This window comes from Actinoplanes sp. NPDC051851, from assembly GCF_040681165.1.
GTDB lineage: Bacteria > Actinomycetota > Actinomycetes > Mycobacteriales > Micromonosporaceae > Actinoplanes.
The window spans coordinates 64089-86676 of record NZ_JBFAYF010000020.1 but is presented as its reverse complement, the minus strand read 5'-3'; the positions used below and the strand labels follow the sequence as shown (position 1 = coordinate 86676).

Here is a 22588-nt window from a genome sequence, read left to right as displayed (position 1 = left end):
ATACGGGACCTACCGGCGGCCCGCTTCCGCGACATCGGAACGGGGGATCCGATGTCCGCGGGCAGACCCACGGTACTTCAGCGCTCTGTGCGTACGCCGAAAATCGGGCGCGCCGGGGGGTACGCCGGCCATACCGTGACAGGCATCACTCAAGGGCGCGCCCCGCGCGGACGGATGCTGGACACAGCACCCTCTCAGGTGTGGTCGCGCAGAATGCCGTGAGCCCTCAACCCGTGAGGTGGCGCCGCCGATGACCGAACTGTTGAGCACGCTGGCCATCCCGGCCTGGGTCTATCTCGCGCTGTTCGGGTTCCTCGCGGTCGACGCCCTGATCCCGGTGGTGCCGATCCAGGCCATCATGATCACGTCGGGCGCGCTCACCGTCTACGGCAATCTCCACCTGGGCCTGGTGATCGCGGTCGGCGCGCTGGGCATGTTCACCGGCGACGGCATCGCGTTCGTGCTGGGCCGCTCGACCGGTGCCCGGTTCGGCGCGCTGCGTGACCGGTTCGCCCCGCGACACGACGACGGTCCGGGCTCGAAGACCCGGCAGGCCGCGATGCGCTTCACCCGCGGCCTGCGCCGGCCCGGCCCGCTCGTGATGCTGCTCTGCCGGTTCGTCCCGGGCGGGCGGATGGCCTCCGGATACCACGCGGGCCGCACCGGCTACCCGGTCAAGCACTTCATCGCGTACGACGGGGCGGCCTCGCTCGGCTGGGCCTGTTACGGCGGGCTGGTCGGCCACCTCGGCGGCACCGCGATCACCCAGTCCGCCTGGCGGCTGTTCGCGATCGCGGCGGCCGCCGCCCTCATCTTCGGCACGGCCGGCTGGATACTCGCCCTCTTCGGCGGCAAGCCCGTCGACGAGGGCGCCGCCGGCGGCAGGGCCGCCGGCGAGCCGGCCTCGATCACTGAACCTCGTGCTGCATCAACTGACGAGCCGCTTCCGCGATCGAACCCGACAGCGACGGATAGATCGTGATGGTGTGGGCCAGCTGGTCCACGGTCAGGTTGTTCTCGATCGCCATGGTGATCGGCAGGACCAGCTCGCTCGCCTTCGGCGCCACCACCACACCACCGATGATCTGACCGGTCGCCGGGCGGCAGAAGAGCTTGACGAAGCCGTCCCGGAGCCCGGCCATCTTGGCCCGCGCGTTCCCGGTCAGCGGCAGCATCACCTGGCGCGCCGGGGTCCGGCCGGAGTCCACCTCGTTCTGCGTGACGCCGACGTTGGCCAGCTCCGGCTCGGTGAAGACGTTCGCCGAGACGGTCCGCAGCCGCAGCGGCGCCACCGCCTCGCCCATCGCGTGCCAGATCGCGATCCGGCCCTGCATGGCGGCGACGCTGGCCAGCGGCAGCACACCGGTGCAGTCGCCGGCCGCGTAGATGCCCGGCACGTTGGTCCGGGAGACCCGGTCGACGGTCACGTAGCCGCCGTTGCCGACCGCCACGCCGTACTCGGCGAGGCCCAGGTCGGCGGTGTTCGGCACGGCGCCGACCGCGATCAGCGCGTGCGAGGCCTCGATCACCTTGCCGTCGCCGAGGGTGACCCGGACGCCATCGCCGGTGTTCACCACCGAGTCGCCCCGGGCCTGACTGAGAATGGTCATCCCGCGCTCCCGGAAGACCCGCTCGATCGCCATCGCCGCGTCGGCGTCCTCGTGCGGCATCACCCGCTCCCGGCTGGAGACCAACGTCACCTGGACACCCATCGCCAGGTACGCGCTGGCGAACTCGGCGCCGGTCACACCCGAGCCGATCACCACCAGGTGGCTGGGGAGCTCGGTGAGGTCGTACACCTGGCGCCAGTCCAGGATCCGGTCGCCGTCCGGGCGCATCGAGGAGAGCACCCGCGGGGTGGCACCGGTCGCCAGCAGCACGGTGTCCGCCTCCACCGGGTACGTCTCCCCGCCGTCCGGCGTGATCAGCACCTGGTGGGTGTGCCCGAGCCGGTCCTCGCCCATCCGGGCCCGGCCCTTCACCACGTCCACGCCGACCTTGACCAGCTTCGCCTGGATGTCACCGGACTGGGCCAGGGCGAGCCGCTTGACCCGCTCGTTGACCGCCACGGCGTCGACGCTGACACCCTCCAGGCCCGCCGAACGGATGCCGAACCGCTCGTTGTGGCGGTAACCGGTCATCACCTCGGAGCTGGCGATGAAGGCCTTCGACGGCACACAGTCGGTGAGCACGCACGCGCCGCCCGGCCCCGCCGCCTCGACCAGCGTGACGTCGGCATCGAGCTGGGCGGCGACCAGGGCCGCTTCATACCCGCCCGGTCCCCCACCGATGATCACGATTCGGCTCACGACTACCCGACCTCCCGAAAATTCCCATTAGACGTGCCGACACGCACTCCTCATATTCTCACCACCGCTCACTCGGGCTATGGTCGTCGCCGTGCGTCATTACGCCGCGTATGGCTCGAACCTGGACCCTGCCCGCATGCGGGCCTACTGTCCGCACTCGCCGATGGTCGGCGTGGGGTGGATCGAAGGCTGGCGCCTGACCTTCGCCGGTGAGGGGGAAATGGGCTGGGAGGGTGCGGTGACGACGATCGTCGAGTCGCCCGGCGACCGCGTCTTCGTCTCCCTCTACGACGTTCATCCCTGGGACGCCGCGCAACTCGACGAAGTCGAGGGTGTGAGTGCGGGCACGTACCAGAAGGTGACCGTCCGTGTCTCCACGCTCGACGGCGAGCTGTCCGCGTGGGTCTACGTCTTCGCGGGCTACGAGGGCGGCCTGCCCACCGCGTGGTATCTCTCCGAGATCGCCAACGCGGCCGAGAAGGCCGGCGCCCCGGACGACTACGTCGCCGACCTCCGCCGCCGCCCGACCGGAACCGCCTCACCCGAGATCTAGCCTCACCCGAGAACCAGCCTCGCCCCAGATCCGGCTAGGCCGCGGTCACCGTGGTCTGGTAGACGTTCGCCCGGTACAGCGGGGTCATCCCGACCCTGCTGTAGAGCCGTGCGGCCTCGGTCGGGTTGGCCATGTCGACGCCGAGGCCCGCGCGCGGCCGCCCCTTCGCCGCGTAGGTCGCGAAGGCACGGCGCAGAAGAGCCTCCCCCAAACCCTTCTTCCGGTACGACCGGAGCACAGCGAGATAGCGCACCCAGCCCTCGTCGTCCGCGTCGGAGGACTGGAGCACCCCCGCGATCGTCCCGCCCACCTCGGCGACGAACCACTCGTCGAACGGGACGCGGGTCTCCGCCTCGAACTGCCGCCGCCACACCTCGTAGGTGGTGTGCGGGTGATCCGAGTCGAGGAACGCCTCCTCGATCACCGCGTGGAACCGGCGCATCTCGCCAACGTCGCCCGGCCGGACCGGACGGATCGTCACCCCGGGCGGTGGCTCCGGCGGCTCCGGAACGACCCCGTCCAGCGGCATCCGCATCCGCGCGTGCTGCTTCAGGAACGTGAACCCGGCCCCGGTGAGCGCCTCGATGTACGCCGTCTCGTTCGGGATCGCCCCGGCCCGGACGGTGTACTCCGGGTGCCCCAGCTCGGCCGCCCGCTCCGCCATCCGCCCCAGGATCAGCTCCAGCAGCGGGCGCTGGGCGGGCAGCCCGCGCTCCGGCCAGACGTAGACCTCCAGGAAGTCCCGCGCCGTGCCACCGGGGTTCCGCGGATACGCCCACCCGGCGATCTCGCCCGCCGGGTCGAACGCCAGCCAGCAGTCCCGGCTCATGTCGGTGTGCGGCCCGGTCAGCTCCTCCCGCACCTCGTCGGCCGTGAAGTCCGGCTCGCCCACCGCCGCGATGTCACTGGCGTGCACGAGCTCCAGGATCCGCGGCACGTCGTCGAGGGTGGGCCGGCGAAGCGTCCAGCCGTCCGGAAGCGCGCTCATGCGGGCATCCGACCACGCCCACCCGCCCTTGCCAACCGATTTCACCCCACCGTGCACCCCCACCACCCGTGCACCCCCACCCACGGCCCGCCACTCACCGCCCACCGCGTCTCACACCCCCACCGCTCTCCGCCCGCCGCGTGTGAGATCGGGCGCTCAGCGCACGCCGACTCCCCACAGCACACGGCTGCGGGCGTCGTGCGTCCCGGTTCGGGTCAGCGGGCGAGACGGTGGCCGAGGGACTCCAGGAGGCCGGTGAACTCGAGGCGTTCGGCGCGGTCCAGGGTCGCGTAGGCCTGGCCGGCCAGCGAGCACGCCACCGCCTCGGCCCACATCAGGCGCCGGACCAGCGGGCCTGCGGGCGGGTAGGGCGGCTGCCAGCCGAGCGCCACGGCGCCCGTCTCTCCGTCCGGGCCCGCGATGATCGCCTCCAGCGGACTCAGGCCGGAGGCGCGGACCGCGATCACGTAGACGCCCTGCCGGTGCTCGTGCAGCAGGTGCAGCAGCACCGCGGCCTGGGCACCGGGGGCCGAGCTCGGCGCCGGCATCGCCTGCCAGGCGGCGAAGAGCGGCAGCCCGGCGGCGTCCACCGCGGCCACCACCCGGCCGGTCAGCTCCAGCAACCGGTTCAGCCGGGGGAAGCCGCCCAGCTGCTCCTCACCCCAGGTGCACAGCTCGTGCAGGTGCCAGGTGGCCACCTCGGCCGGTTCGGACGTTTTGGCGGTAGCCTCCCAGCCGTCGGTGACCGCCTCCGGCGCGATGAAGGCGAGCGCCGCGGCCACCGTCTCCGGCCGTACGTCGCCGAGCGCGCCGGCCCGGGCCGAGACGTGGTACGCCCACCCGGAGAGGCCGAGCAACCGGGCACGGCGCAGCGTCTGCGGTGATTCCGCGAACGCTCCGACGATGCCGGCGAGTCCCGATGTGGCGTTGGCTGCGGCCTGTTCCGGGGTCACCGCCCGATTCTGCTCTCCCGGACCGGTTAACGGAAACGCTCTCCGCCGTCGATGTATCCGGAAGATGTTTGTCGATCTTCGCGACGGGAATCCGGGCGGGTTCACCAACGAACGCATCGTCCCAGCTCACCCGGTTCATCCCGGATCGTCGCCGAGATCGTCCAGCGCCGCCTGCACGTCGCCGACCCGCCGTCGCGCCCCGGCCGCGGCCCGCTCCGCGTTACGCCTGGCGAGTTTCCGCCGCGCCACCTCCGCCACGGCCTCGGCCCGCCGCCGCTCCAGCTCGGCGATCTCCGCGTCGAGCTCCTCGACGAGGCCCTCCGCCTCCCGCTCCCCCTCCTCGGCCCGCCCCAGCCGCACGGCGGCGGACTCCTCCGCGTCGAGCGCGACGGCCATCTCCCGCCGCAGCCGCCGCAGCTTCCGCTCCACCTCCCGTACCCGCTCGGCCTCCCGTACCCGCTCCACCTCCCGCCCCTGCTCGGCCTCCTCCCGCCGCAGGCCGGTGTCCGAATCCGATAAAACCGATATTTCGGTTTTGTTGCCGCCGACCGAATCCGGCGGCGTAACGGCCGAATCCGGTACGGCATCGCCGGTGATCAGGCGCAGACGCGGACGGGGGACCTCGCCGAAGCCGTCGTAGGTCGCCGCGCGGATCAGACGGCCGGTGCGGACCTGCGCGGCGATGTCCGGGTCGGCGAGGGCCGCCGTGAGCGTCGCCTCGACCTCACCGAGCGGAAGCTTCACTGAGCCGGAGCCGGAGCCGGACGCGGGGGTGGGCGCGGGGGTGGAGCCGGACGTCGAGCCGGGCGCGGGGGTGGAGGTGGCGGCCAGGGCGAGGTTGCGGGCGGTCGTGACCAGGGCGGAGACGAAACGGCGGCGCTGGGTGGAGAGGTCGCGGAGCTGGGCGCCCTGCAGGTCGCGCTGGGCCGAGCGCAGCGCCGCCGACAGGTCGACCAGTTCGGCGATCAGGTCCGGGCGCTCGACGGCGAGCAGGTTGATCACCCAGGCGGCGACCGTGGGCTTCTTCAGGGCGGCCAGACGGCGGGCGGCCGCCCGGTCGCCGGAGCGTCGCGCCTCCTCGATCGCGGCGGTGCGGGTCGCGACGAAGCCGTCCGGTGGCTCGCGGTAGAGCCGCCGGGCGACCTCGTCGACGGAGAGCTCAGTCAAGCGTGGTGCCCGGGGACACGTGGCGGTAGCGCGTACCGGAGAGGTTTTCCAGATGTTTGTCGGAGACTGCCGCTCCGCGCTCGTTGAGCAGGGCGTCGTGCAGCGCGAAGGCCCGGCCCGGCTTGACCGCGCGCGCGAAGTCGATCGCCTCGGCGGTCTTCATCCACGGGGCGTTGAGCGGCACGAAGAGGGTGTCGACCTCGGCGCCCTCCGGGACCGTGAACGAGTCGCCGGGGTGGTAGAGGTTCGTGGACCCGTCCGAGATCAGGTAGGCCAGGTTGGTGATCCGGGGGATGTCCTGGTGGATCACGGCGTGCGCACCGCCGTACGCGGAGATCTCGAAGCCGGCGGCGGTGAAGCCCTCCCCGGGCAACACCGGGGTCGTCGCGTCGGCGACGTCCTCCAGGAGCTTGAGAACGTCGGCGTGGGCGAAGACGCGGATCTGCGGACGCCGGCTCACCGCCTCGTTCACCGCGGCCACGTCGAGGTGGTCGAAGTGCTCATGGGTGACGACGATCGCGTCCGCACCGTCCAGAACGGACTTCTCGGAGAAAGCACCCGGGTCGACGACGAGTACGCCCTCGCCCTCGATCCGCAGGCAGGAATGGGTGAACTTCGTGACGCGCACGGGACGCCTCCGCTACTGAATCGTGACCGGTCATCTCGCAGTCTGCCGGAACCAGGTCACACCTGGCGCACGTCCCAGCGGTCAGTCGTTCCGACGATCGGAGAAGTGATGCGCAAACGGGGATATACAGCAATCGGCGCCGTCGCGGTCTGCGGCGCCCTGATGGCCGGCCTGGCCGGATGCGGGGCCGACGGCGGGTCGGACTCGTCGGCCGTGGCTCCCGCCAAGGGCGCCGCCGAGGACGCCGGGGGTGCGGTGCGACAGGACGCCGCCGGCACCGAGGGCAATACCGCCGAGGGCAAGGACACCGCGGCCGAGGCGCCGGATCTGAGCGTGGACCAGCGCTCGATCGTCTATACCGGTTCGATCACCATCCGGGTGAAGGACGTCAACGTCGCCGCCGCGCAGGCCACCGGCATCGCCGCCGGGGCCGGCGGGTTCATCGGCGGGGACGAGCGGCACAGCGGCGACGAGGGTGCCGCCACCGCCACGATGACGCTCCGGATCCCGGCCGCCAAGTTCACCACCTCGGTCGACCAGATCGCCAAGCTCGGCGACGAGGAGAGCCGGGGGATCACCACCGAGGACGTCACCGAGCAGGTGGTCGACCTGGACGCGCGGATCGCCGTACAGCAGGCCCGGGTGGCGAGCGGGCGCAAGCTCCTGGGCCAGGCCGAGTCGCTGAACGACCTGGTCATGCTCGAGAAGGAGGTGGCCACCCGGGAGTCCGACCTGGCCTCGCTACAGGCGAAGAAGCGCAAGCTGGCCGACCTGGCCGCGCTCTCCACCATCACCGTGGTGCTGCTCGGCCCGGAGGCTGCGGTCGTCGAGCCGGAGGAGGATCCCGCCGGGTTCCTCGCCGGCCTGGAGGGTGGCTGGAAGGCCCTGATCGTGTCGCTCACGGTGCTGCTCACCGTGCTCGGCGCGCTGCTGCCGTGGATCGTCGCGGTGGGCCTGCCCGCGTGGGGGATCTGGCACTTCGCCAGGAGGTACCGCCGGCGCGGGGAGCCGGCCGCCGAGACGGCCGACTCACCCACCCCGGTGAGCTAGTTTCGGAACCCGGGCTAGAAGGCGCCGCTGGAGAGGGCTGCGAGGGCCGTGTGGACCATCACCCGCACGCCGTGCCCGATGCAGCTCTCGTCCACGGTGAAGTCACCCTGGTGGAGGTCGTGGCGCACGTCCGAGCCGGGCACCGCGGTGCCGAGCCGGATCATCGATCCCGGCACGTGCTCCAGGTAGAACGAGAAGTCCTCGCCGCCCATGCTCAGCTCGGCCTCCACCACGTGGTCGGCACCGAGTGCGGCACCGGCCGCGCCCGCGATGATCGCGGTGGCCATCCGGTCGTTGATCACCGGCGGCACGCCGCGGCGGTAGTTCACCTCGACCTCGGCGCCGGTCGGCGCGACCACCTCGTGGACCAGCCGGGTGACCAGCTCGGGGGCGTCCCGCCAGGCGTCCCGGCTCAGCGCCCGGACGGTGCCGCAGAGCTCGCCCCTGCCCGGGATCGCGTTGAACGCCTGCCCGGCGTGCACCGCGCCCCAGACCAGCGAGACGCCGGCCCGTGGGTCGATTCGGCGGCTGAGCAGCATCGGCACCTCGGTGATCACCCGGCCCAGGGCGTACACCAGATCGGCGGTGAGGTGCGGGCGGGCGGTGTGCCCGCCGGGACCCGCGAGCTTGACCTCGACGGTGTCGGCGGCCGCGGTGAACGGGCCGGAGCGCACGCCGATCAGGCCGGCGGGCAGCTGCGGGTAGCAGTGCAGGCCGTAGATCGCGGCGACCTCCTTGAGGCCACCCGCCTCGATCACCTCGGGCGCGCCGGACGGGATCGCCTCCTCGGCCGGCTGGAAGATCAGCCGGACCCGGCCGGGCAGCTCGCCCCGCTCGTTCAGCTGGGCCAGGGCCAGGCCGAGACCGAGGATCACGGTGGTGTGCACGTCGTGGCCGCAGGCGTGTGCCAGCTTGTCGACAGTGCTCCGGTACGGCACGTCCTTGAGGTCCTGCAACGGCAGCGCGTCCAGATCGGCCCGGAACGCGACGGCCCGGTCGCCCTCGCCGATGTCGCAGATGACGCCGTTGCCACGGGGCAGCATCCGGGGCGAGAGGCCCGCCACGGTCAGCTCGCGCGCCACCAGCGCCGCGGTCTCGAACTCGGAGTGTGACGGCTCGGGGTGGGCGTGGATGTGCCGACGAATCGCTACCAGCTCGGCTCCCCGGGTCGCGAGCCAGCGGTCGAGCTGGCCGGGGAGGGGGTCGGCGCCGGGGGGAGGTCCCGGCCACGCCGTATCGGCACCCTCGGGCGCCGTCAGAGCAGTAGTCACGTCGGCTTCCGTATCAATCTCGAGGTTTCGTCGCGTTTCGCGACGCGCGACAGCTTAGTCCGAATTCGGTCACGCTGTGCAACGGTCCTGTAAACATGCCGGCCGATGGTGGGGCGGCCCTGAAGGCGGGGTGAGGCGGGCACGCGGGAGGTCTTCCCGGCCCGCCAACTCTCCAACGGGTACTGAATCGCGGAGGTGACGCGACACACTACCGGTACGTTTCGGGGCTCAGAACCGTTCGACCGGTCGATAGGTCCCCCACACTCCGCGCGACGATGGCAGACCTCTCCCACCGTCGCACGGAGGCGCAACGCCGCCACCCTCAACGGTAGGACGCCGGCGCCTCCCCCACGACCCGTTCCGGCGGCCGACAGTGAGGGATTTGGCACTGAGCGTCCCGAGTGGCTCGACACACGGCCACCCCTCGGCTACCCACCGTGCTAGTGCGATGAACACTCCGCTCGCGACTTTCGTTGCGGACAACGAGCGGGCAAGATGACGGAGTTGGTTTAGCCCCCTATACCCCCTCGGTGGCATCCTCAGTGACTCAGATTCCGACGTGGAGCGGCGGCGACGCAGGCTCTCTCAGCGGACGCGCGGCCCCTGGCACGCTCATCGGCGGGCGGTACACCCTGCGTGCCGCGGTGGGTCATGGCGGCATGGGCACGGTCTGGCGCGCCGCGGACACGCTGCTGCGCCGCGATGTGGCCATCAAGGAGGTCATCCTCCCACCCGGCCTGGCTCCCAGCGACCGTGACGCGATGTACGAGCGGACCATGCGCGAGGCCCGTGCCGCGGCCGCGCTGCAGCACCCCGCCGTGGTCCAGGTCTACGACGTGGTCCACGAGAACGGCCGTCCGTGGATCGTGATGGAGCTCCTGGACGCCCGCAGCCTCGCCGACATGGTGATCGAGGACGGGCCGGTCCCGGCCCGGGTGGTCGCCAAGATCGGCATCGCGCTGCTCGGCGCCCTGGAGGTCGCGCACGCGCACGGCGTGCTGCACCGTGACGTCAAGCCGGCCAACGTCCTGATCTGCCAGGACGGCCGCTGCGTGCTCACCGACTTCGGCGTCGCCCGGATGCCGACCGACGTCCAGCTGACCACGCCCGGCATGGTGCTCGGCTCGCCGCACTTCATCTCCCCCGAGCGGGCCATGGGCCAGGACTTCGGGCCGCCCAGCGATCTCTTCTCGCTCGGCGTCACGCTCTACACCGCGATCGAGGGCCGCCCGCCGTTCGACAAGGGCGACCCGATCGAGACTATGCACGCGGTCGTCGAGGACCCGCCCGCCCCGGTGATGCGGGCCGGTTCGCTCACCCCGGTGCTGATGGGCCTGCTGGAGAAGAACCCGGCCCAGCGGATGGACGTGCAGACCGCGCGCACGCTGCTGCGGCAGCAGCTGGCCGGCCCGCTGGCCAGCAAGAGCCCGCCGCACATGATGACCGACCCCTACTCGGTGGTCGGCCCGCGCCCGGTCTCGCCGCCGCCCGCGGCCGAGACCCAGGCGATCCCGCCGCAGCCCAGCGGCCAGATCGGCGGCCGGGCCATGCTCAACGCCGGCGAGTCGCTCACCGACCACCTGGCCAAGCTGGAGCAGCAGAACTCCCCCGGCGGCCGCCGTCGTGCCCCGGAGCCGGCCGGCGCCGGGTACCCGACCGGCATGCTGGCCGCGCACCAGATGCCCGGCGGCATGCCGCCGAACGGCGCGACCACCGTGATCCCGCCGCAGAACACCTGGCAGTCCGGTGGCGGACGCCCCGGCACCGTGGTGACCAGCCCGGCGGCCAAGCGCCGGATGGCGGTGCAGAACGCGGTACAGGGCACCCGGGCCAGCGCCGAGAAGGCGGCCGAGACCTTCCGCTCCTGGCCGAAGAACAAGCAGCTCGCGGTCGGTGGCGGCGGCGTCGCCGCGCTGCTCGTGCTGATCATGATCTTCTCGCTGGGCGGCGGTGGCGACGACACCACCGCGCAGACCCCGGTCTCCCAGCCGGAGGCCAGCACCGCGGCCCCGGCGGCCGACGTGGAGACCCAGGCGTACAAGGGCAACGAGGCGATCAGCGTCAGCGTGCCGGCCGGGTGGAAGCGCAGCGCGGGCGGGAGCTACGTCGACTACATCGACCCGGACGACAGCCTGCAGAAGGTGCGGATCCTGGTCGAGAACGGTTCGATCAAGCCGTCCCGGTTCGTCTCGGAGACCGCGCCGAGCACGCTGAAGAACAAGTCGAAGAACTGCCCGAGCCCGTTCAAGTCGGTCGAGACCACCGATGTGGAGGTCTCCGGCCACACCGGGGCGCAGTTCGAGTACACCTGCGGCTCCGGCGACACCATGCGCCACGGCATCTGGCGGATGACCACGGTCGGCGGCAAGATGTACTCCTTCTTCCTGACCACCACGGACGCCAAGTTCGACGACAGCAAGAAGTACTTCGACGCGATGGCGGACAGCTTCCAGCTGAACCTCTGACCCGAGTGGACCGAAGGCCGGTGGCGGCGCGCCACCGGCCTTCGTCGTGTTTCCGGCAGGTAAATCGCGGCGCTTCGATATTTGCGTCCCTGTAAATACCGAGTTGGGCGGGTTACCGCTGTCGACTACCCGCGACCAGCGCCTTCGGGCTGTGCTATCAATCCGTAATGGCACCAGAAGTTGATGTTGACTTGAGAGCGGCCGCCGAGGCCTGGCTCGCGGACGATCCCGATCCGGCGGGCCGGCAGGAGCTGCGTGAACTGATCGACGGGCTGCCGGCCACCGCCGCGGAGCTGCGCGACCGGTTCGCCGGACCGCTCACCTTCGGTACCGCCGGGCTGCGTGGCCGGCTGCGGGCCGGGCCGAACGGGATGAACCTCGCGGTGGTCACCCGCGCCGCGGCCGGGCTGGTGACCTGGCTGGGCGAGCAGGGCGGCCGGGGCCCGCTGGTGATCGGGTACGACGCCCGGCACGGCTCCCGCGAGTTCGCCGAGCGGACCGCCCGGGTCGCCACCGGGGCGGGCCGGGAGGCGCTGCTGATGCCCCGGGTGCTGCCGACGCCGGTGCTCGCCTACGCGGTCCGGGAGCTCGGTGCGGTGGCCGGCGTGATGGTCACCGCCAGCCACAACCCGCCGCAGGACAACGGCTACAAGGTCTACCTCGGCGCTGCGCTGGGCGGTCCGGCCGGTGACGGCGCGCAGATCGTCCCGCCGGCCGACGCCGGGATCGAGGCCGCCATCCGCGCGGTCACGGCCTGCTCCGCGGTTCCGCTGGGTGAGGCGGGCACGATTCTCGATGACAAGATCTTTTCCGGGTACGTCCACAGCGCGGCGGCCGTCCTGACCGGAGGAGGCCCGCGCGACCTCGGCATCGCGTACACGCCGTTGCACGGTGTGGGCGGGGAGACCGTGACGGAGGCGTTCGCCGCCGCCGGGTTCACGGTGCCCGCGATCGTGGCGGACCAGGCGGAGCCGGACCCGGACTTCCCCACCGTGGCCTTCCCCAACCCGGAGGAGCCGGGCGCGATGGATCACCTGGTCAGCCTGGCCGGGAGCGAGGGCGCGGACCTGGCGATCGCCAACGACCCGGACGCCGACCGGTGCGCGGTGGCGATCCCGGCGGCGGACGGCTCCTGGCGCCCGCTGCGCGGCGACGAGCTCGGCGTCCTGCTCGCCGACCACCTGATCCGGCGCGGTGTCCCGGGGACGTACGCCACCACGATCGTCTCGTCCACGCTGCTGGGCCGCCTCTGCGCCGCCCGCGGGGTGCCGTACGCGGAGACCCTGACCGGCTTCAAGTGGATCGTCCGGGCCGCCGGGGAGCTGGCCTTCGGCTACGAGGAGGCGCTCGGCTACTGCGTGGCGCCGGGGCTGGTCCGGGACAAGGACGGGATCACCGCCGCGCTCACCGTCGCGGAGCTCGCCGCCGGGCTCAAGAACGAGGGCCGTACGCTCGGCGACCGGCTGGACGAGCTGGCCGTCGAGTTCGGGGTGCACGCCACCGACCAGCTCTCGGTCCGGGTGGACGACCTGGCCGAGATCGGCGAGGCGATGGGCCGGGCCCGGCGGAACCCGCCCGCGGCCCTGCTCGGCGGGCCGGTCACCGAGGTGTCCGACCTCCTGCCGGAGAACGACGTGGTGACCTTCCGGACCGCCACGGCACGTGTCGTGATCCGGCCGTCGGGGACGGAACCCAAGCTGAAGGCGTACCTCGAAGTGGTGGAACCGGTCGGCGGGGGCGACGTGGCGACGGCCCGGACCAGCGCCGCGGCCGGCCTGCGCGCCCTGCGCGCCGAGATCTCCGAGGTCCTGGGCCTGTAGTCCGGCAGCTCTCCGGGTGTCCTGACCGGGACACCCGGAGATCGCGTCAGGAGACCTTGGGAGCGCCCAGGGCGGCCGAGATCGCCTTGCCCAGGGTGGCGACCACCAGCGCGACGCTGGGGCGCACGATCGAGTCCTCCACGCCGGCGCCACCGGCGAACCCGGCGTTGCTGGCGATCTCCTCCAGCCGCTGATGCGCCTGCGCGACCTCCTCGGCCGGCAGCTTCAGCGCCGGCTCCATCCGGGCGGCGACCAGCAGGGTGGCCAGCGCGGCGGTCCGCTCGTCCGGGATCTTCTCGCTGGTCAGCGCCTCGGCCAGGCGACCACGGATCTCGGCCTCGTACGCCGGGTCGGTGGTCGGGTACCGATGCACGTGGATGTACTCCAGCTGGGTCTCGTCCACGTCCTTCACCACGCCCCGGGCGCACAGGTCCTCCAGGACCCGGGTGCGCAGCCGGTGGCGGAGACGCTGCAGCCACTGCGCCGGCGTGTGCGGCGGGTCCCCGGCGACCTTGGTCAGCACCGCGTCCGCGATCGGGTCGCCGATCGCGCTCGCGTCCTTGACCTGCAGGTAGCCGTCGACGTAGGCGACCCGTCCCGCCAGCGCGAGATCGATCAACACGGCCGCCGCCATGCCGAGATCGAGCCCGATCCGGGAACCGGTCGCCTTACCCGTCTGATCGTCGTACGCGAGAAGAAGTAATTCCTCGGCGAGCGGAATGGAGGTCATGGGAGAAACATAACTGTTCCGCGCTCAGCCGCCAGCAGCCAGGCGACCGGCTTTGTAGCCACTCGGCCGGAGATTCCCGCCCCGCGCGGCAGGCAGAAGCTCTTCGTGGCCGGATCGCTCTCCGCAGTGACTGATTCTTGACTGTACGCCCCGAGAGCGGGACACCGGGCGGGCCGGGAGAGGATCGTGCGGGCTGTTCCACCGAGAAAGGCGTTCATCCGTGCGGGCTGTCATCGCGACCCTGGGCTACGTCCTCTCCCCCGACCGGGAGAGCATCCTGATGATCCGCCGGGACACCCGCCCGGACGACCTGCACTTCGGCAAGTACAACGGGCTCGGCGGCAAGCTGGAGACCGACGAGGACGTGGTCGCCGGGATGCGCCGGGAGATCGCCGAGGAGGCGGGCCTCGAGTGCGGCCCGATGGAGCTGGCCGGCACCGTCTCATGGCCCGGCTTCGGCCGCGGCGGCGAGAACTGGTTCGGTTTCCTCTTCCGCATCCCCACCTGGACCGGCACCCCGCGGGACGCCAACGACGAGGGCTCCCTGCACTGGGTCCGGGTCGCCGACGTCCTGGCCGGCACGGTGCCGATGTGGGAGTCCGACCGCCACTTCCTGCCGCTGGTCCTCGGCCCCGCCCCGCAGCCCTTCCACGGCGTCATGCCGTTCCAGGACGGCAAGGCCCAGTCCTGGTCCTACACCCCGATGCCCTGACCACACGGGCTCGCGACGCCCGCGCGTGGCCGCGGCCATCGCGCGCCCGCGGGTTCTGGCTGGTGTTCAGGGGTGTCTCAAGCGGAGCGAGACACCCCTGAACACCAGCCAGAACCTTGCGGCTGAAACTTGCGGCTAGAACCTGCGCATGCCACCGAACTGGCGGTCTCCGGCGTCGCCGAGGCCGGGGACGATGTAGGCCTTCTCGTTGAGGCCGTGGTCGATCGACGCGGTGATCAGGCGCAGCGGCAGGCCGGAGTCGGCGAGGCGCTGGATGCCCTCGGGGGCGGCCAGCACGCAGCAGATGATGATGTCGGTGCAGCCGCGCTCGGCGAGCAGCTTGCAGCAGTGCAGCAGCGAGCCACCGGTGGCCAGCATCGGGTCGAGGACCAGGACCGGCTGCCCGGCGAGGTCGGCCGGGAGCGACTCCATGTACGCCCGCGGCTCGTGCGTCTCCTCGTCCCGGGCCAGGCCGACGAAGCCCATCGACGACTCGGGGAGCAGGGCGATCGCCGCGTCCGCCATGCCGAGGCCGGCCCGGAGCACCGGGACGATCAGCGGCGGGTTCGACAGGCGGGTGCCCAGGGTCGGCGCCACCGGGGTCTCGATCGGGAACTTCTCGACCGCGAAGAGCCGGGCCGCCTCGTAGACCACCATGGTGGTGAGCTCGTGCAGCGAGGCGCGGAAGACACCGGACTCGGTCTCGGTGCGACGCATCGCGGTGAGCCGGGTCTGCGCCAGCGGGTGATCTACGACTAGGACGTCCACGAACGCACAACCTACCGTTCATTCAAGATCAACTGTCCTGGGGTCGCATAGAATCGTTCTCATGACTGTGACAGCGCCCATCGGGCTGTCCGATCTCCGCTCCTTCCTGCGCGGCCTCCCCGGGGTCGACAAGGTGGGGATCGAGGCGAGAGCGGCCGCGCTCGGCACCCGGTCGGTGAAGGCCGACGCCAAGGCCATGGCGATCGACCTGGCCATCCGGATGGTCGATCTCACCACCCTGGAGGGCGCCGACACGCCCGGCAAGGTGCGCGCCCTCTGCGCGAAGGGGCGACGGCCCGACCCCGCCGATCCGAGCTGCCCGCCGGTCGCCGCGATCTGCGTCTACCCGGCGATGGCCCCGGTCGCAGCCGCCGCACTGGCCGGCTCCGGGGTGCACCTGGCCAGCGTCGCCACCGCCTTCCCGTCCGGCCAGGCACCGCTCGACGTGAAGCTCGCCGACACCCGGGACGCGGTGGCCGCCGGTGCCGACGAGATCGACATGGTGATCAGCCGGGGCGCGTTCCTGGCCGGTGACTATGCACGGGTCTTCGACGAGATCGTCGCGGTCAAGCAGGCGTGCGGCACCGCCCACCTCAAGGTGATCCTGGAGACCGGCGAGCTGGCCACCTACGACAACATCCGCCGGGCCTCCTGGCTGGCGATGCTGGCCGGTGCCGACTTCATCAAGACCTCCACCGGCAAGGTCGCGGTGAACGCCACGCTCCCGATCACCCTGGTCATGCTGGAGGCGGTCCGCGACTTCCGGGCCGCGCACGGACGCCAGGTCGGCGTGAAGCCCGCGGGCGGCATCAAGAACACCAAGGACGCGATCAAGTATCTGGTGCTGATCAACGAGACGGTCGGCGACGACTGGCTGAGCCCGGACTGGTTCCGGTTCGGGGCGTCCTCGCTCCTCAACGACCTGCTGATGCAGCGCACCAAGCTGACGACGGGTCACTACTGCGGTCCCGACTACTTCACCCTGGACTGAGGCAGATGTTCTCCTATGCGCCCGCCCCGGAGTCCCGCTCCGTCGTCTCGCTGGAACCCTCCTACGGCCTCTTCATCGACGGCCGGTTCGACTCGCCGAAGAGCGGTGAGGTCTTCAAGACGATAAATCCGGCAACCGAGGAAGTCCTCGCGGAGGTGGCCTCCGCGGGACCGGAGGACGTGGATCGGGCGGTCGCCTCCGCCCGGCGGGCCTTCACCACCTGGTCCGCCCTGCCGGGCAGCGAACGCGCGAAGTATCTGTTCCGCATCGCCCGGATCATCCAGGAGAGATCCCGCGAACTGGCGGTCCTCGAGACGCTGGACAACGGCAAGCCGATCAAGGAGTCGCGCGACGTCGACCTGCCGCTGGTCGCCGCGCACTTCTTCTACTACGCGGGCTGGGCCGACAAGCTGGCGTACGCCGGGTTCGGGCCGGACCCGCGGCCGATCGGCGTGGCCGCGCAGGTCATCCCGTGGAACTTCCCGCTGCTGATGCTCGCCTGGAAGGTCGCGCCGGCGCTCGCCACCGGGAACACCGTGGTGCTCAAGCCGGCCGAGACCACCCCGCTCTCCGCGCTCTTCTTCGCCGACGTGTGCCGCCAGGCCGAGCTGCCGCCGGGCGTGGTCAACATCGTCACCGGGGCCGGGGACACCGGCGCCTACCTGGTGGCCCACCCGGACGTGGACAAGGTGGCGTTCACCGGGTCGACCGAGGTGGGCCGGGAGATCGCCCGTACGGTGGCCGGCACCGGCAAGCGGCTGACGCTGGAGCTCGGCGGCAAGGCGGCGAACATCGTCTTCGACGACGCGCCGATCGACCAGGCGGTCGAGGGGATCGTCAACGGGATCTTCTTCAACCAGGGGCACGTGTGCTGTGCCGGCTCGCGTCTGCTGGTGCAGGAGTCCATTCTTGATCAACTACTCGAGTCGCTGAAGCGGCGCATGGGCACGCTGCGGGTCGGCGACCCCTTGGACAAGAACACCGACCTCGGCGCGATCAATTCGGCGGCGCAATTGGCGCGCATTACCGAATTGTCGGAAATAGGGGCACAGGAGGGTGCGGAGCGCTGGTCGCCGGCCTGCTCGCTGCCGGACCGCGGCTTCTGGTTCGCGCCGACGATCTTCACGGGAGTGACCCAGGCACACCGGATCGCCCGGGAGGAGATCTTCGGGCCGGTGCTCTCGGTGCTGACCTTCCGGACCCCGGCCGAGGCGATCGAGAAGGCGAACAACACGCCGTACGGGCTCTCCGCCGGCATCTGGACGGAGAAGGGCTCCCGGATCCTCGCCGTGGCCGACAGGCTGCGGGCCGGGGTGGTCTGGGCCAACACGTTCAACAAGTTCGACCCGGCGTCGCCGTTCGGCGGTTACAAGGAATCCGGTTACGGCCGCGAGGGTGGCCGCCACGGCTTGGAGGCGTACCTTGCCTAAGTCCTCTCGTCTTGCCGTACGTAAGACCTACAAGCTCTTCATCGGCGGCAAGTTCCCCCGCAGCGAATCAGGACGGACCTTCGTGGTGGACGGCGACAACGTGGCCCTCGCCTCCCGTAAGGACGCCCGCGACGCGGTGGTCGCCGCCCGGGCCGCCTTCCCCGGCTGGTCCGGAGCCACCGCCTACAACCGTGGCCAGGTGCTCTACCGGATCGCCGAGATGGTGGAGGCCCGCCGCCGCGAGTTCACCGCGCTGGGCGTCAAGGCCGACGAGGTGGACGCCGCGATCGACCGCTGGGTCTGGTATGCGGGCTGGTCCGACAAGATCGCCCAGGTGGCCGGCGGCGCCAACCCGGTGGCCGGGCCGTTCTTCAACATCTCCGCTCCGGAGCCGACCGGCGTCGTCGCGGTGGTCGCCCCGGCGTCACTGCTCGGCCTGACCAGCGTGATCGCCCCGGCCGTGGTCACCGGCAACACCACCGTGGTGCTCGCCGCGAACCCGCAGGCCGCCGTCACCCTGGCCGAGGTCCTGGCGACCAGTGACGTACCCGGCGGCGTGGTCAACGTCCTCACCGGCCGTTACGCCGAGACCGCACCCTGGCTGGCCGCGCACGCCGACGTGAACGGGCTGGACCTGACCGGGGTCGAGTCGGCCGAGCTCGCCACCGAGCTGGAGCGCGCGGCGGCCGGCACCCTGAAGCGCGTGCTGCGCCCGCCGGCCGGGGGTACGGACTTCACCGGAGACCCCGGTCTCCGGCCGATGACCGCTCTTCTGGAGACGAAGACGGTGTGGCATCCAAAGGGCTACTGAGCCCACCGGGGACGCTGTCACACAGCGTTGCCGACTAGGGTGTGTGCCCATAGTCACCCGTCCCGCCACCCCCAGATCAACCCGGAGGTCACCGTGACCAGCCAGTCCGACGAGCCCGAGGCGTCCGCGCCGGTGGCCGAGAAGTCCTCGACGGAGGAGCTCTCCGGGCGTGAGCTCTGGGAGCAAGCAGGCGTCGAGCCGGTGGAGATCGCGCTGCCGGGCGGCGTGGGTCTGACCCTCCGGGCGTACCGGGCGAACTCCGAGGTGACCCCGACCGAGGTCGAGGCCGAGGAGGAGGACCTGTTCGACGCCCGCAAGCGCGAGCAGGACGACGAAGAAGAGATCATCGTCGACGAGGAGTACCAGGCGCTGCTCGCCGAGGGCGACGACGAGGACGACGAGAAGAAGCAGGCGAAGGACGGGGCGGACGAGGACGGCGAGCCCGACCCGGCCGACTTCGAGGACGAACCGGAGGAGGCGAAGGCCCAGCCGGACGACGAGGAGATCCCCCTCTTCCTCACCCACAAGGGCCGGTTGCTCGCGTTCAAGAGCGCCGAGTCGCTGGTCTCCTTCATTCGTTCGGGTGCACCGCACGATCTCGCACAATTGGACACCTGGGCCGACCTGGCCGAGCGGGTACAGTCGAGCGACATCGACCCGCTGCCGGACGACCGCTACGAGCTCGACCTCGTGGTGGAGAACCTGCGTGGCGGTCACGACACGTGGGATCTTCCGCTGCTGATCGCCGCCGGCGAGATCGCCCGAGACCTGGGCTACGCCCTCCATCTCAAGCCGGTGATCCTGGCACTGTCGCCCGGTTCCCCGCTCGACGACCTCGACGAGTCCCTCCGTTCCGCGGAAAACGGCGGCATGGGCGGTTTCTTCGGACGTCGGCGCTTGAAGAAGATCGGGGCGCAGCAGGCGAGCCTCGGCTGGCGTTCCGTCATCGGCAAGATCTCTGCTGCTGTGGACTGGCGTGACTGACCGGTCACCAGGGAACATCAGTCCTTGGCCAGAAAGAAGCAGTCCCGGGGAGGAGAACGCCGTGGCGCTCGTGCGCGTGTACTGCGGTCTGGCGTCGGCGGACGACGCGGTGCGTACGGCCTCGGCCGCGCCGCTGACCATCGCCGTGGTCGACGACGCGGGCCGGCTGCTCGGCGTCCACGAGATCAGCGACGACCCAGCGGGCTACTCCCAGCTGGGCACACTGCTCGTGGAGCGCACGACGGGGTTCAGCGACGCGGCGGTCGCCGCCGACAGTGACGACCACGTCGTCACCTCGCTGCTGACCGCCGCCGGGCGCCCGCTGGTCGTGGTCGACGACGACGACGCGGACGACTACGCCGAGCGCTTCTCGGACGACGACTCCCCGGAGGAGATGGCCGCACCGGCCGCCGCACGCCGGGCGATCGGTCTGGCCCGGGCGCTGCAGGCCGGCGCGATCGCGGCCACCAATCTCCCCACCCCGCGCGAGCTGGTCAGCTACAAGCCCGTCCTCGCCGCTCACGTCGCCATGCTGAACGGGCGGAACGCCGCCTCGATGGCGCTGCGAGAGGTGCTCCGGGAGCTCTACCCCGCGGCGCTCCGGGCGTACCCGGACCCCGCGCACCCGCTGGCCCTCGCCGTCCTGGACGCCGTCCCCGAGCCCGGCAAACTGACCGGGCGGGGCGGCGACCCCGGACAGGCCGCGCAGGAGATCGCCGGCGTCCTGGGCCGGGCCGGGATCGGCACCGACGACCAGGTCATCGCCGCGGTCACCGCGCTGCACGTGGCGATCAGCGAGTCGCCCCGCCGCGGTGGTGTGAACAAGTCCCTCGCCCCCGCCGCCGCGGACGCGGTCCGGCAGGCGATCGCCGCCGTACGCTCCTGCGACGCGGCCTGCGCCGCACTGGTCGGCACGCTCAGCGCCCGGGCCGGCACCCCCGCGCTCGACGCCGCCGTCGGCCGCCGCTCGGCGGCCCGCCGGATCACCGGCGAGCCCGCCTCGGCGCCGCCCGCGGCCGACAGTGGCGCCCGTCTCGGCCGACGCGGCCGTCCCGAGCCCTCGGTGGCCGGCATCGGCGGTCCCGCCGTGCCCCAGCCGATGAACGCCCCACCGGTCGCGCCGAACCCGATCACACCGCCGCCGCTCGCCCCCGCCGCGTCGAACGGGCTGCCGACCCGTGGTGGCACCCCGGGCAACCGGCCGTCCTCCGCGCCGCCGCCGCTGCCGACGCGTGGTGGCACGCCCGGCAACCGGCCGACCTCACCGCCGCCGCTGCCGACCCGTGGTGGCACCCCGGGCAACCGCCCGGTCTCGGTGCCGCCGCCCCCGCCGGGCATGACGCCGATCACGCCGGGCACCCGTCCGGTCCCCGGAACCCGGAACCCGCTCGTCACGCCCTCCTCCCCGGCCGGCGCGAGCACCCCGGCGGAGGCGGGCGAGCCGTTCCGGCCGACGCTGACCAACGCCGAGCTCAACCGGGCCCGGGCGGAGCGGCGTACGGTCATCCCGGCCCGCCCCAACACCCGTACCCCGCAGACCCCGGCGGCCGCCACCCCGGCCAACGGCGCCGCGACCGGCCCGACCGACTTCAGCCTGCCGATGCCCACACAGCGGCCGGCCGCACCGGAGATCGCCGAGCCCGGCTCGCGCGCCAACTGGCCGCTGATCAACACCAGTGGCGACGACGCGCTCACGCCGACCGCCGCCTCGGTGAGCTCGCCGGCTTCCGAGGGCCGGGTCAGGCCGCCGTGGCACGACATGCCGAAGGAGCCGCCGGCGCTCCGCCTGGTGGAGAACGGCCTCAACGGCAACGGCCGGCCCGGTTCGCCGGACGCCGCCGGTAACCCGCCCCCGCTGCGCCTGGTCGACGGCGGTGGCGACAACGTGCCGCTGAGCAACAAGATCACCGCGCTGGACCGCAGCATGGCCCCGCCGGTCCCGGCCGACGGCAGCGACGGCGACCTGCTGATCTTCGCCGCGGCCCGCTCCGCCTGGTTCACCGGCCCCGGCGGCAACGAGGGCGCCGACTGGACCAACCCGAACGACAGCGGCTGGCGCGCCGCCGAGAAGGCCGCCACCCCCGAGGTGGCCGCCGAGACCTCGGCCGGCCTGCCGAAGCGGGTGCCCCAGGCCAACCTGGTCCCGGGTGCTCCGCTCCGCGAGGAGCGCCCGCTCCGCATCGTCCGGGACGCCGCCTCGATCGCCGCGCACACCACCGGCTACTTCCGCGGTTGGCGCCGCGGCCAGGAGATCGGCGGGTTCGCGATGGGCGGCCGCCCGGGCCGCGAGGCCGCCGGCGGCTGGGACTTCACCCGCGACCGCGAGGCCGCCGACGAGTTCCGCAACGGCGCCGGCTACGGCGGCGGCCGCTGAGTTCCTCCTCGACGAGGGCCCCGATCCGGACACCGGGTCGGGGCCCTCGCCCTTTTCCGGCCTCCTGCTCTCCCCGGCCTCCTGCTCTCCCCGCCCTCGCATGCCCGCCCTCGCGCTCAGGCCCGCACGTCCTAGCACGCCCGCCCTCGCACACCCGCCCTCGCGCTCAGGCCCACACGGTCTCGCATGCCCGCTTCCCGCCTTCTCGCGACGCCGGCTGAGTCGCGCGGGGCCATCCCGCCCGCTCGATCGGGGCCTTCGACGGCGTGACCACTCTTGCGGGGGATTGCGGAGAGGCGCTGAGAAGGCCCAGAAGCGAACCATTGGCCCGGACATAGGCTCGGGTTCCGGAACGCCCTCTTTCCGGCCGTGGCGTACCGCTCAGCGGCCGCACGGAATCCTCCCGAGTCACGGCCCCGGCACGAACCGGCCGCTACGACGCGGCCAGCGTGCACAACACGGCGGGCGGAGGACGCACACAGCACCGCGAGCACCGCGAGCACCGCGAGCACCGCGAGCACCGCGAGCACCGCGAGCACCGCGAGCACCGCGAGCACCGCGAGCACCGCGAGCACCGCGAGCAC

The 22588-nt window shown here is 72.0% G+C and carries 19 protein-coding genes; 11 read left to right on the top strand and 8 right to left on the bottom strand.

What is annotated here, in order from left to right; genetic code table 11:
• The first annotated feature begins 250 nt into the window (after positions 1-250).
• The gene (locus AB0M08_RS20640; RefSeq protein ID WP_364495385.1) at positions 251-982 is read left to right on the top strand and encodes a DedA family protein; all 732 of its coding nucleotides are present in this window, start codon (positions 251-253) and stop codon (positions 980-982) included.
• On the opposite strand, the gene AB0M08_RS20635 is transcribed toward AB0M08_RS20640, so the two are convergent.
• Positions 909-2309, bottom strand: coding sequence for an NAD(P)H-quinone dehydrogenase (locus tag AB0M08_RS20635; RefSeq protein ID WP_364495382.1), 1401 nt, complete (start codon positions 2307-2309; stop codon positions 909-911). The two genes, AB0M08_RS20640 and AB0M08_RS20635, sit on opposite strands and share 74 nt — an antisense overlap.
• A 91-nt stretch (positions 2310-2400) precedes the next feature.
• On the opposite strand from AB0M08_RS20635, the gene AB0M08_RS20630 reads away from it, so the two are divergent.
• The gene (locus AB0M08_RS20630) at positions 2401-2862 is read left to right on the top strand and encodes a gamma-glutamylcyclotransferase (protein ID WP_364495379.1); all 462 of its coding nucleotides are present in this window, start codon (positions 2401-2403) and stop codon (positions 2860-2862) included.
• Positions 2863-2896: 34 nt separating this feature from the next.
• Here AB0M08_RS20630 and AB0M08_RS20625 read toward each other — a convergent pair whose 3' ends face one another.
• The 4 genes from AB0M08_RS20625 to AB0M08_RS20610 all read right to left on the bottom strand — a co-directional run bounded on the left by AB0M08_RS20625 (position 2897) and on the right by AB0M08_RS20610 (position 6598).
• On the bottom strand, positions 2897-3850 hold the full coding sequence (locus tag AB0M08_RS20625) for a GNAT family N-acetyltransferase (RefSeq protein WP_364495377.1): 954 nt from the start codon (positions 3848-3850) through the stop codon (positions 2897-2899).
• 215 nt (positions 3851-4065) lie between these two features.
• Positions 4066-4803: a hypothetical protein gene (locus tag AB0M08_RS20620; protein WP_364495374.1), complete on the bottom strand. Its 738-nt coding sequence runs from the start codon at positions 4801-4803 to the stop codon at positions 4066-4068.
• A gap of 135 nt (positions 4804-4938) precedes the next feature.
• Entirely contained in the window at positions 4939-5970 is a 1032-nt protein-coding gene (locus AB0M08_RS20615; protein WP_364495372.1) for a hypothetical protein, read from the bottom strand.
• The gene (locus AB0M08_RS20610) at positions 5963-6598 is read right to left on the bottom strand and encodes an MBL fold metallo-hydrolase (protein WP_364495369.1); all 636 of its coding nucleotides are present in this window, start codon (positions 6596-6598) and stop codon (positions 5963-5965) included. Before AB0M08_RS20610 ends, AB0M08_RS20615 begins: the two co-directional genes overlap by 8 nt.
• A 108-nt stretch (positions 6599-6706) precedes the next feature.
• Here AB0M08_RS20610 and AB0M08_RS20605 point away from each other — a divergent pair, with 108 nt between their 5' ends.
• Positions 6707-7648 carry a DUF4349 domain-containing protein gene (locus tag AB0M08_RS20605; RefSeq protein ID WP_364495547.1) on the top strand — a complete coding sequence of 314 codons (942 nt, stop codon included), beginning with the start codon at positions 6707-6709 and terminating at the stop codon, positions 7646-7648.
• Between the two features lie 14 nt (positions 7649-7662).
• Here the strand turns inward: AB0M08_RS20605 and AB0M08_RS20600 are convergent, their stop codons facing one another.
• Positions 7663-8919 carry an amidohydrolase gene (locus AB0M08_RS20600; RefSeq protein WP_364495366.1) on the bottom strand — a complete coding sequence of 419 codons (1257 nt, stop codon included), beginning with the start codon at positions 8917-8919 and terminating at the stop codon, positions 7663-7665.
• Positions 8920-9461: 542 nt separating this feature from the next.
• On the opposite strand from AB0M08_RS20600, the gene AB0M08_RS20595 reads away from it, so the two are divergent.
• Positions 9462-11384, top strand: coding sequence for a protein kinase (locus AB0M08_RS20595; RefSeq protein WP_364495363.1), 1923 nt, complete (start codon positions 9462-9464; stop codon positions 11382-11384).
• A gap of 167 nt (positions 11385-11551) precedes the next feature.
• On the top strand, positions 11552-13204 hold the full coding sequence (locus AB0M08_RS20590) for a phospho-sugar mutase (RefSeq protein WP_364495360.1): 1653 nt from the start codon (positions 11552-11554) through the stop codon (positions 13202-13204).
• A 46-nt stretch (positions 13205-13250) separates the two neighbouring features.
• Here the strand turns inward: AB0M08_RS20590 and AB0M08_RS20585 are convergent, their stop codons facing one another.
• Positions 13251-13934 (bottom strand): GPP34 family phosphoprotein, encoded by a 684-nt coding sequence (locus AB0M08_RS20585; protein ID WP_364495357.1) that lies wholly within the window; start codon positions 13932-13934, stop codon positions 13251-13253.
• A gap of 220 nt (positions 13935-14154) precedes the next feature.
• Between AB0M08_RS20585 and AB0M08_RS20580 the strand changes: the two genes are divergently transcribed.
• On the top strand, positions 14155-14646 hold the full coding sequence (locus AB0M08_RS20580) for an 8-oxo-dGTP diphosphatase (RefSeq protein ID WP_364495354.1): 492 nt from the start codon (positions 14155-14157) through the stop codon (positions 14644-14646).
• 135 nt (positions 14647-14781) lie between these two features.
• Here AB0M08_RS20580 and upp read toward each other — a convergent pair whose 3' ends face one another.
• Entirely contained in the window at positions 14782-15414 is a 633-nt protein-coding gene (upp, locus tag AB0M08_RS20575) for a uracil phosphoribosyltransferase (protein WP_364495351.1), read from the bottom strand.
• 61 nt (positions 15415-15475) lie between these two features.
• Between upp and deoC the strand changes: the two genes are divergently transcribed.
• From deoC to AB0M08_RS20550, 5 genes are all read left to right on the top strand, one after another.
• Positions 15476-16405, top strand: coding sequence for a deoxyribose-phosphate aldolase (gene deoC / locus AB0M08_RS20570; RefSeq protein WP_364495348.1), 930 nt, complete (start codon positions 15476-15478; stop codon positions 16403-16405).
• Between the two features lie 5 nt (positions 16406-16410).
• Positions 16411-17835: an aldehyde dehydrogenase family protein gene (locus tag AB0M08_RS20565; protein WP_364495345.1), complete on the top strand. Its 1425-nt coding sequence runs from the start codon at positions 16411-16413 to the stop codon at positions 17833-17835.
• The gene (locus tag AB0M08_RS20560) at positions 17828-18646 is read left to right on the top strand and encodes an aldehyde dehydrogenase family protein (protein ID WP_364495342.1); all 819 of its coding nucleotides are present in this window, start codon (positions 17828-17830) and stop codon (positions 18644-18646) included. The genes AB0M08_RS20565 and AB0M08_RS20560 overlap by 8 nt, the downstream gene beginning before the upstream one ends.
• A gap of 93 nt (positions 18647-18739) precedes the next feature.
• The gene (locus AB0M08_RS20555) at positions 18740-19630 is read left to right on the top strand and encodes a DNA primase (protein ID WP_364495339.1); all 891 of its coding nucleotides are present in this window, start codon (positions 18740-18742) and stop codon (positions 19628-19630) included.
• A 61-nt stretch (positions 19631-19691) separates the two neighbouring features.
• Positions 19692-22004: a transposase gene (locus tag AB0M08_RS20550; protein WP_364495337.1), complete on the top strand. Its 2313-nt coding sequence runs from the start codon at positions 19692-19694 to the stop codon at positions 22002-22004.
• Positions 22005-22588: the final 584 nt, after the last annotated feature.

What these genes read in the sequence shown, in the direction of transcription:
- AB0M08_RS20640 (WP_364495385.1), top strand. Translation starts at nt 251, where the DNA reads ATGACCGAACTGTTGAGCACGCTGGCCATCCCGGCCTGGGTCTATCTC.
- AB0M08_RS20625 (WP_364495377.1), bottom strand. Translation starts at nt 3,850, where the DNA reads ATGAGCGCGCTTCCGGACGGCTGGACGCTTCGCCGGCCCACCCTCGAC.
- AB0M08_RS20605 (WP_364495547.1), top strand. Translation starts at nt 6,707, where the DNA reads ATGCGCAAACGGGGATATACAGCAATCGGCGCCGTCGCGGTCTGCGGC.
- AB0M08_RS20590 (WP_364495360.1), top strand. Translation starts at nt 11,552, where the DNA reads ATGGCACCAGAAGTTGATGTTGACTTGAGAGCGGCCGCCGAGGCCTGG.
- AB0M08_RS20585 (WP_364495357.1), bottom strand. Translation starts at nt 13,934, where the DNA reads ATGACCTCCATTCCGCTCGCCGAGGAATTACTTCTTCTCGCGTACGAC.
- deoC (WP_364495348.1), top strand. Translation starts at nt 15,476, where the DNA reads ATGACTGTGACAGCGCCCATCGGGCTGTCCGATCTCCGCTCCTTCCTG.
- AB0M08_RS20565 (WP_364495345.1), top strand. Translation starts at nt 16,411, where the DNA reads ATGTTCTCCTATGCGCCCGCCCCGGAGTCCCGCTCCGTCGTCTCGCTG.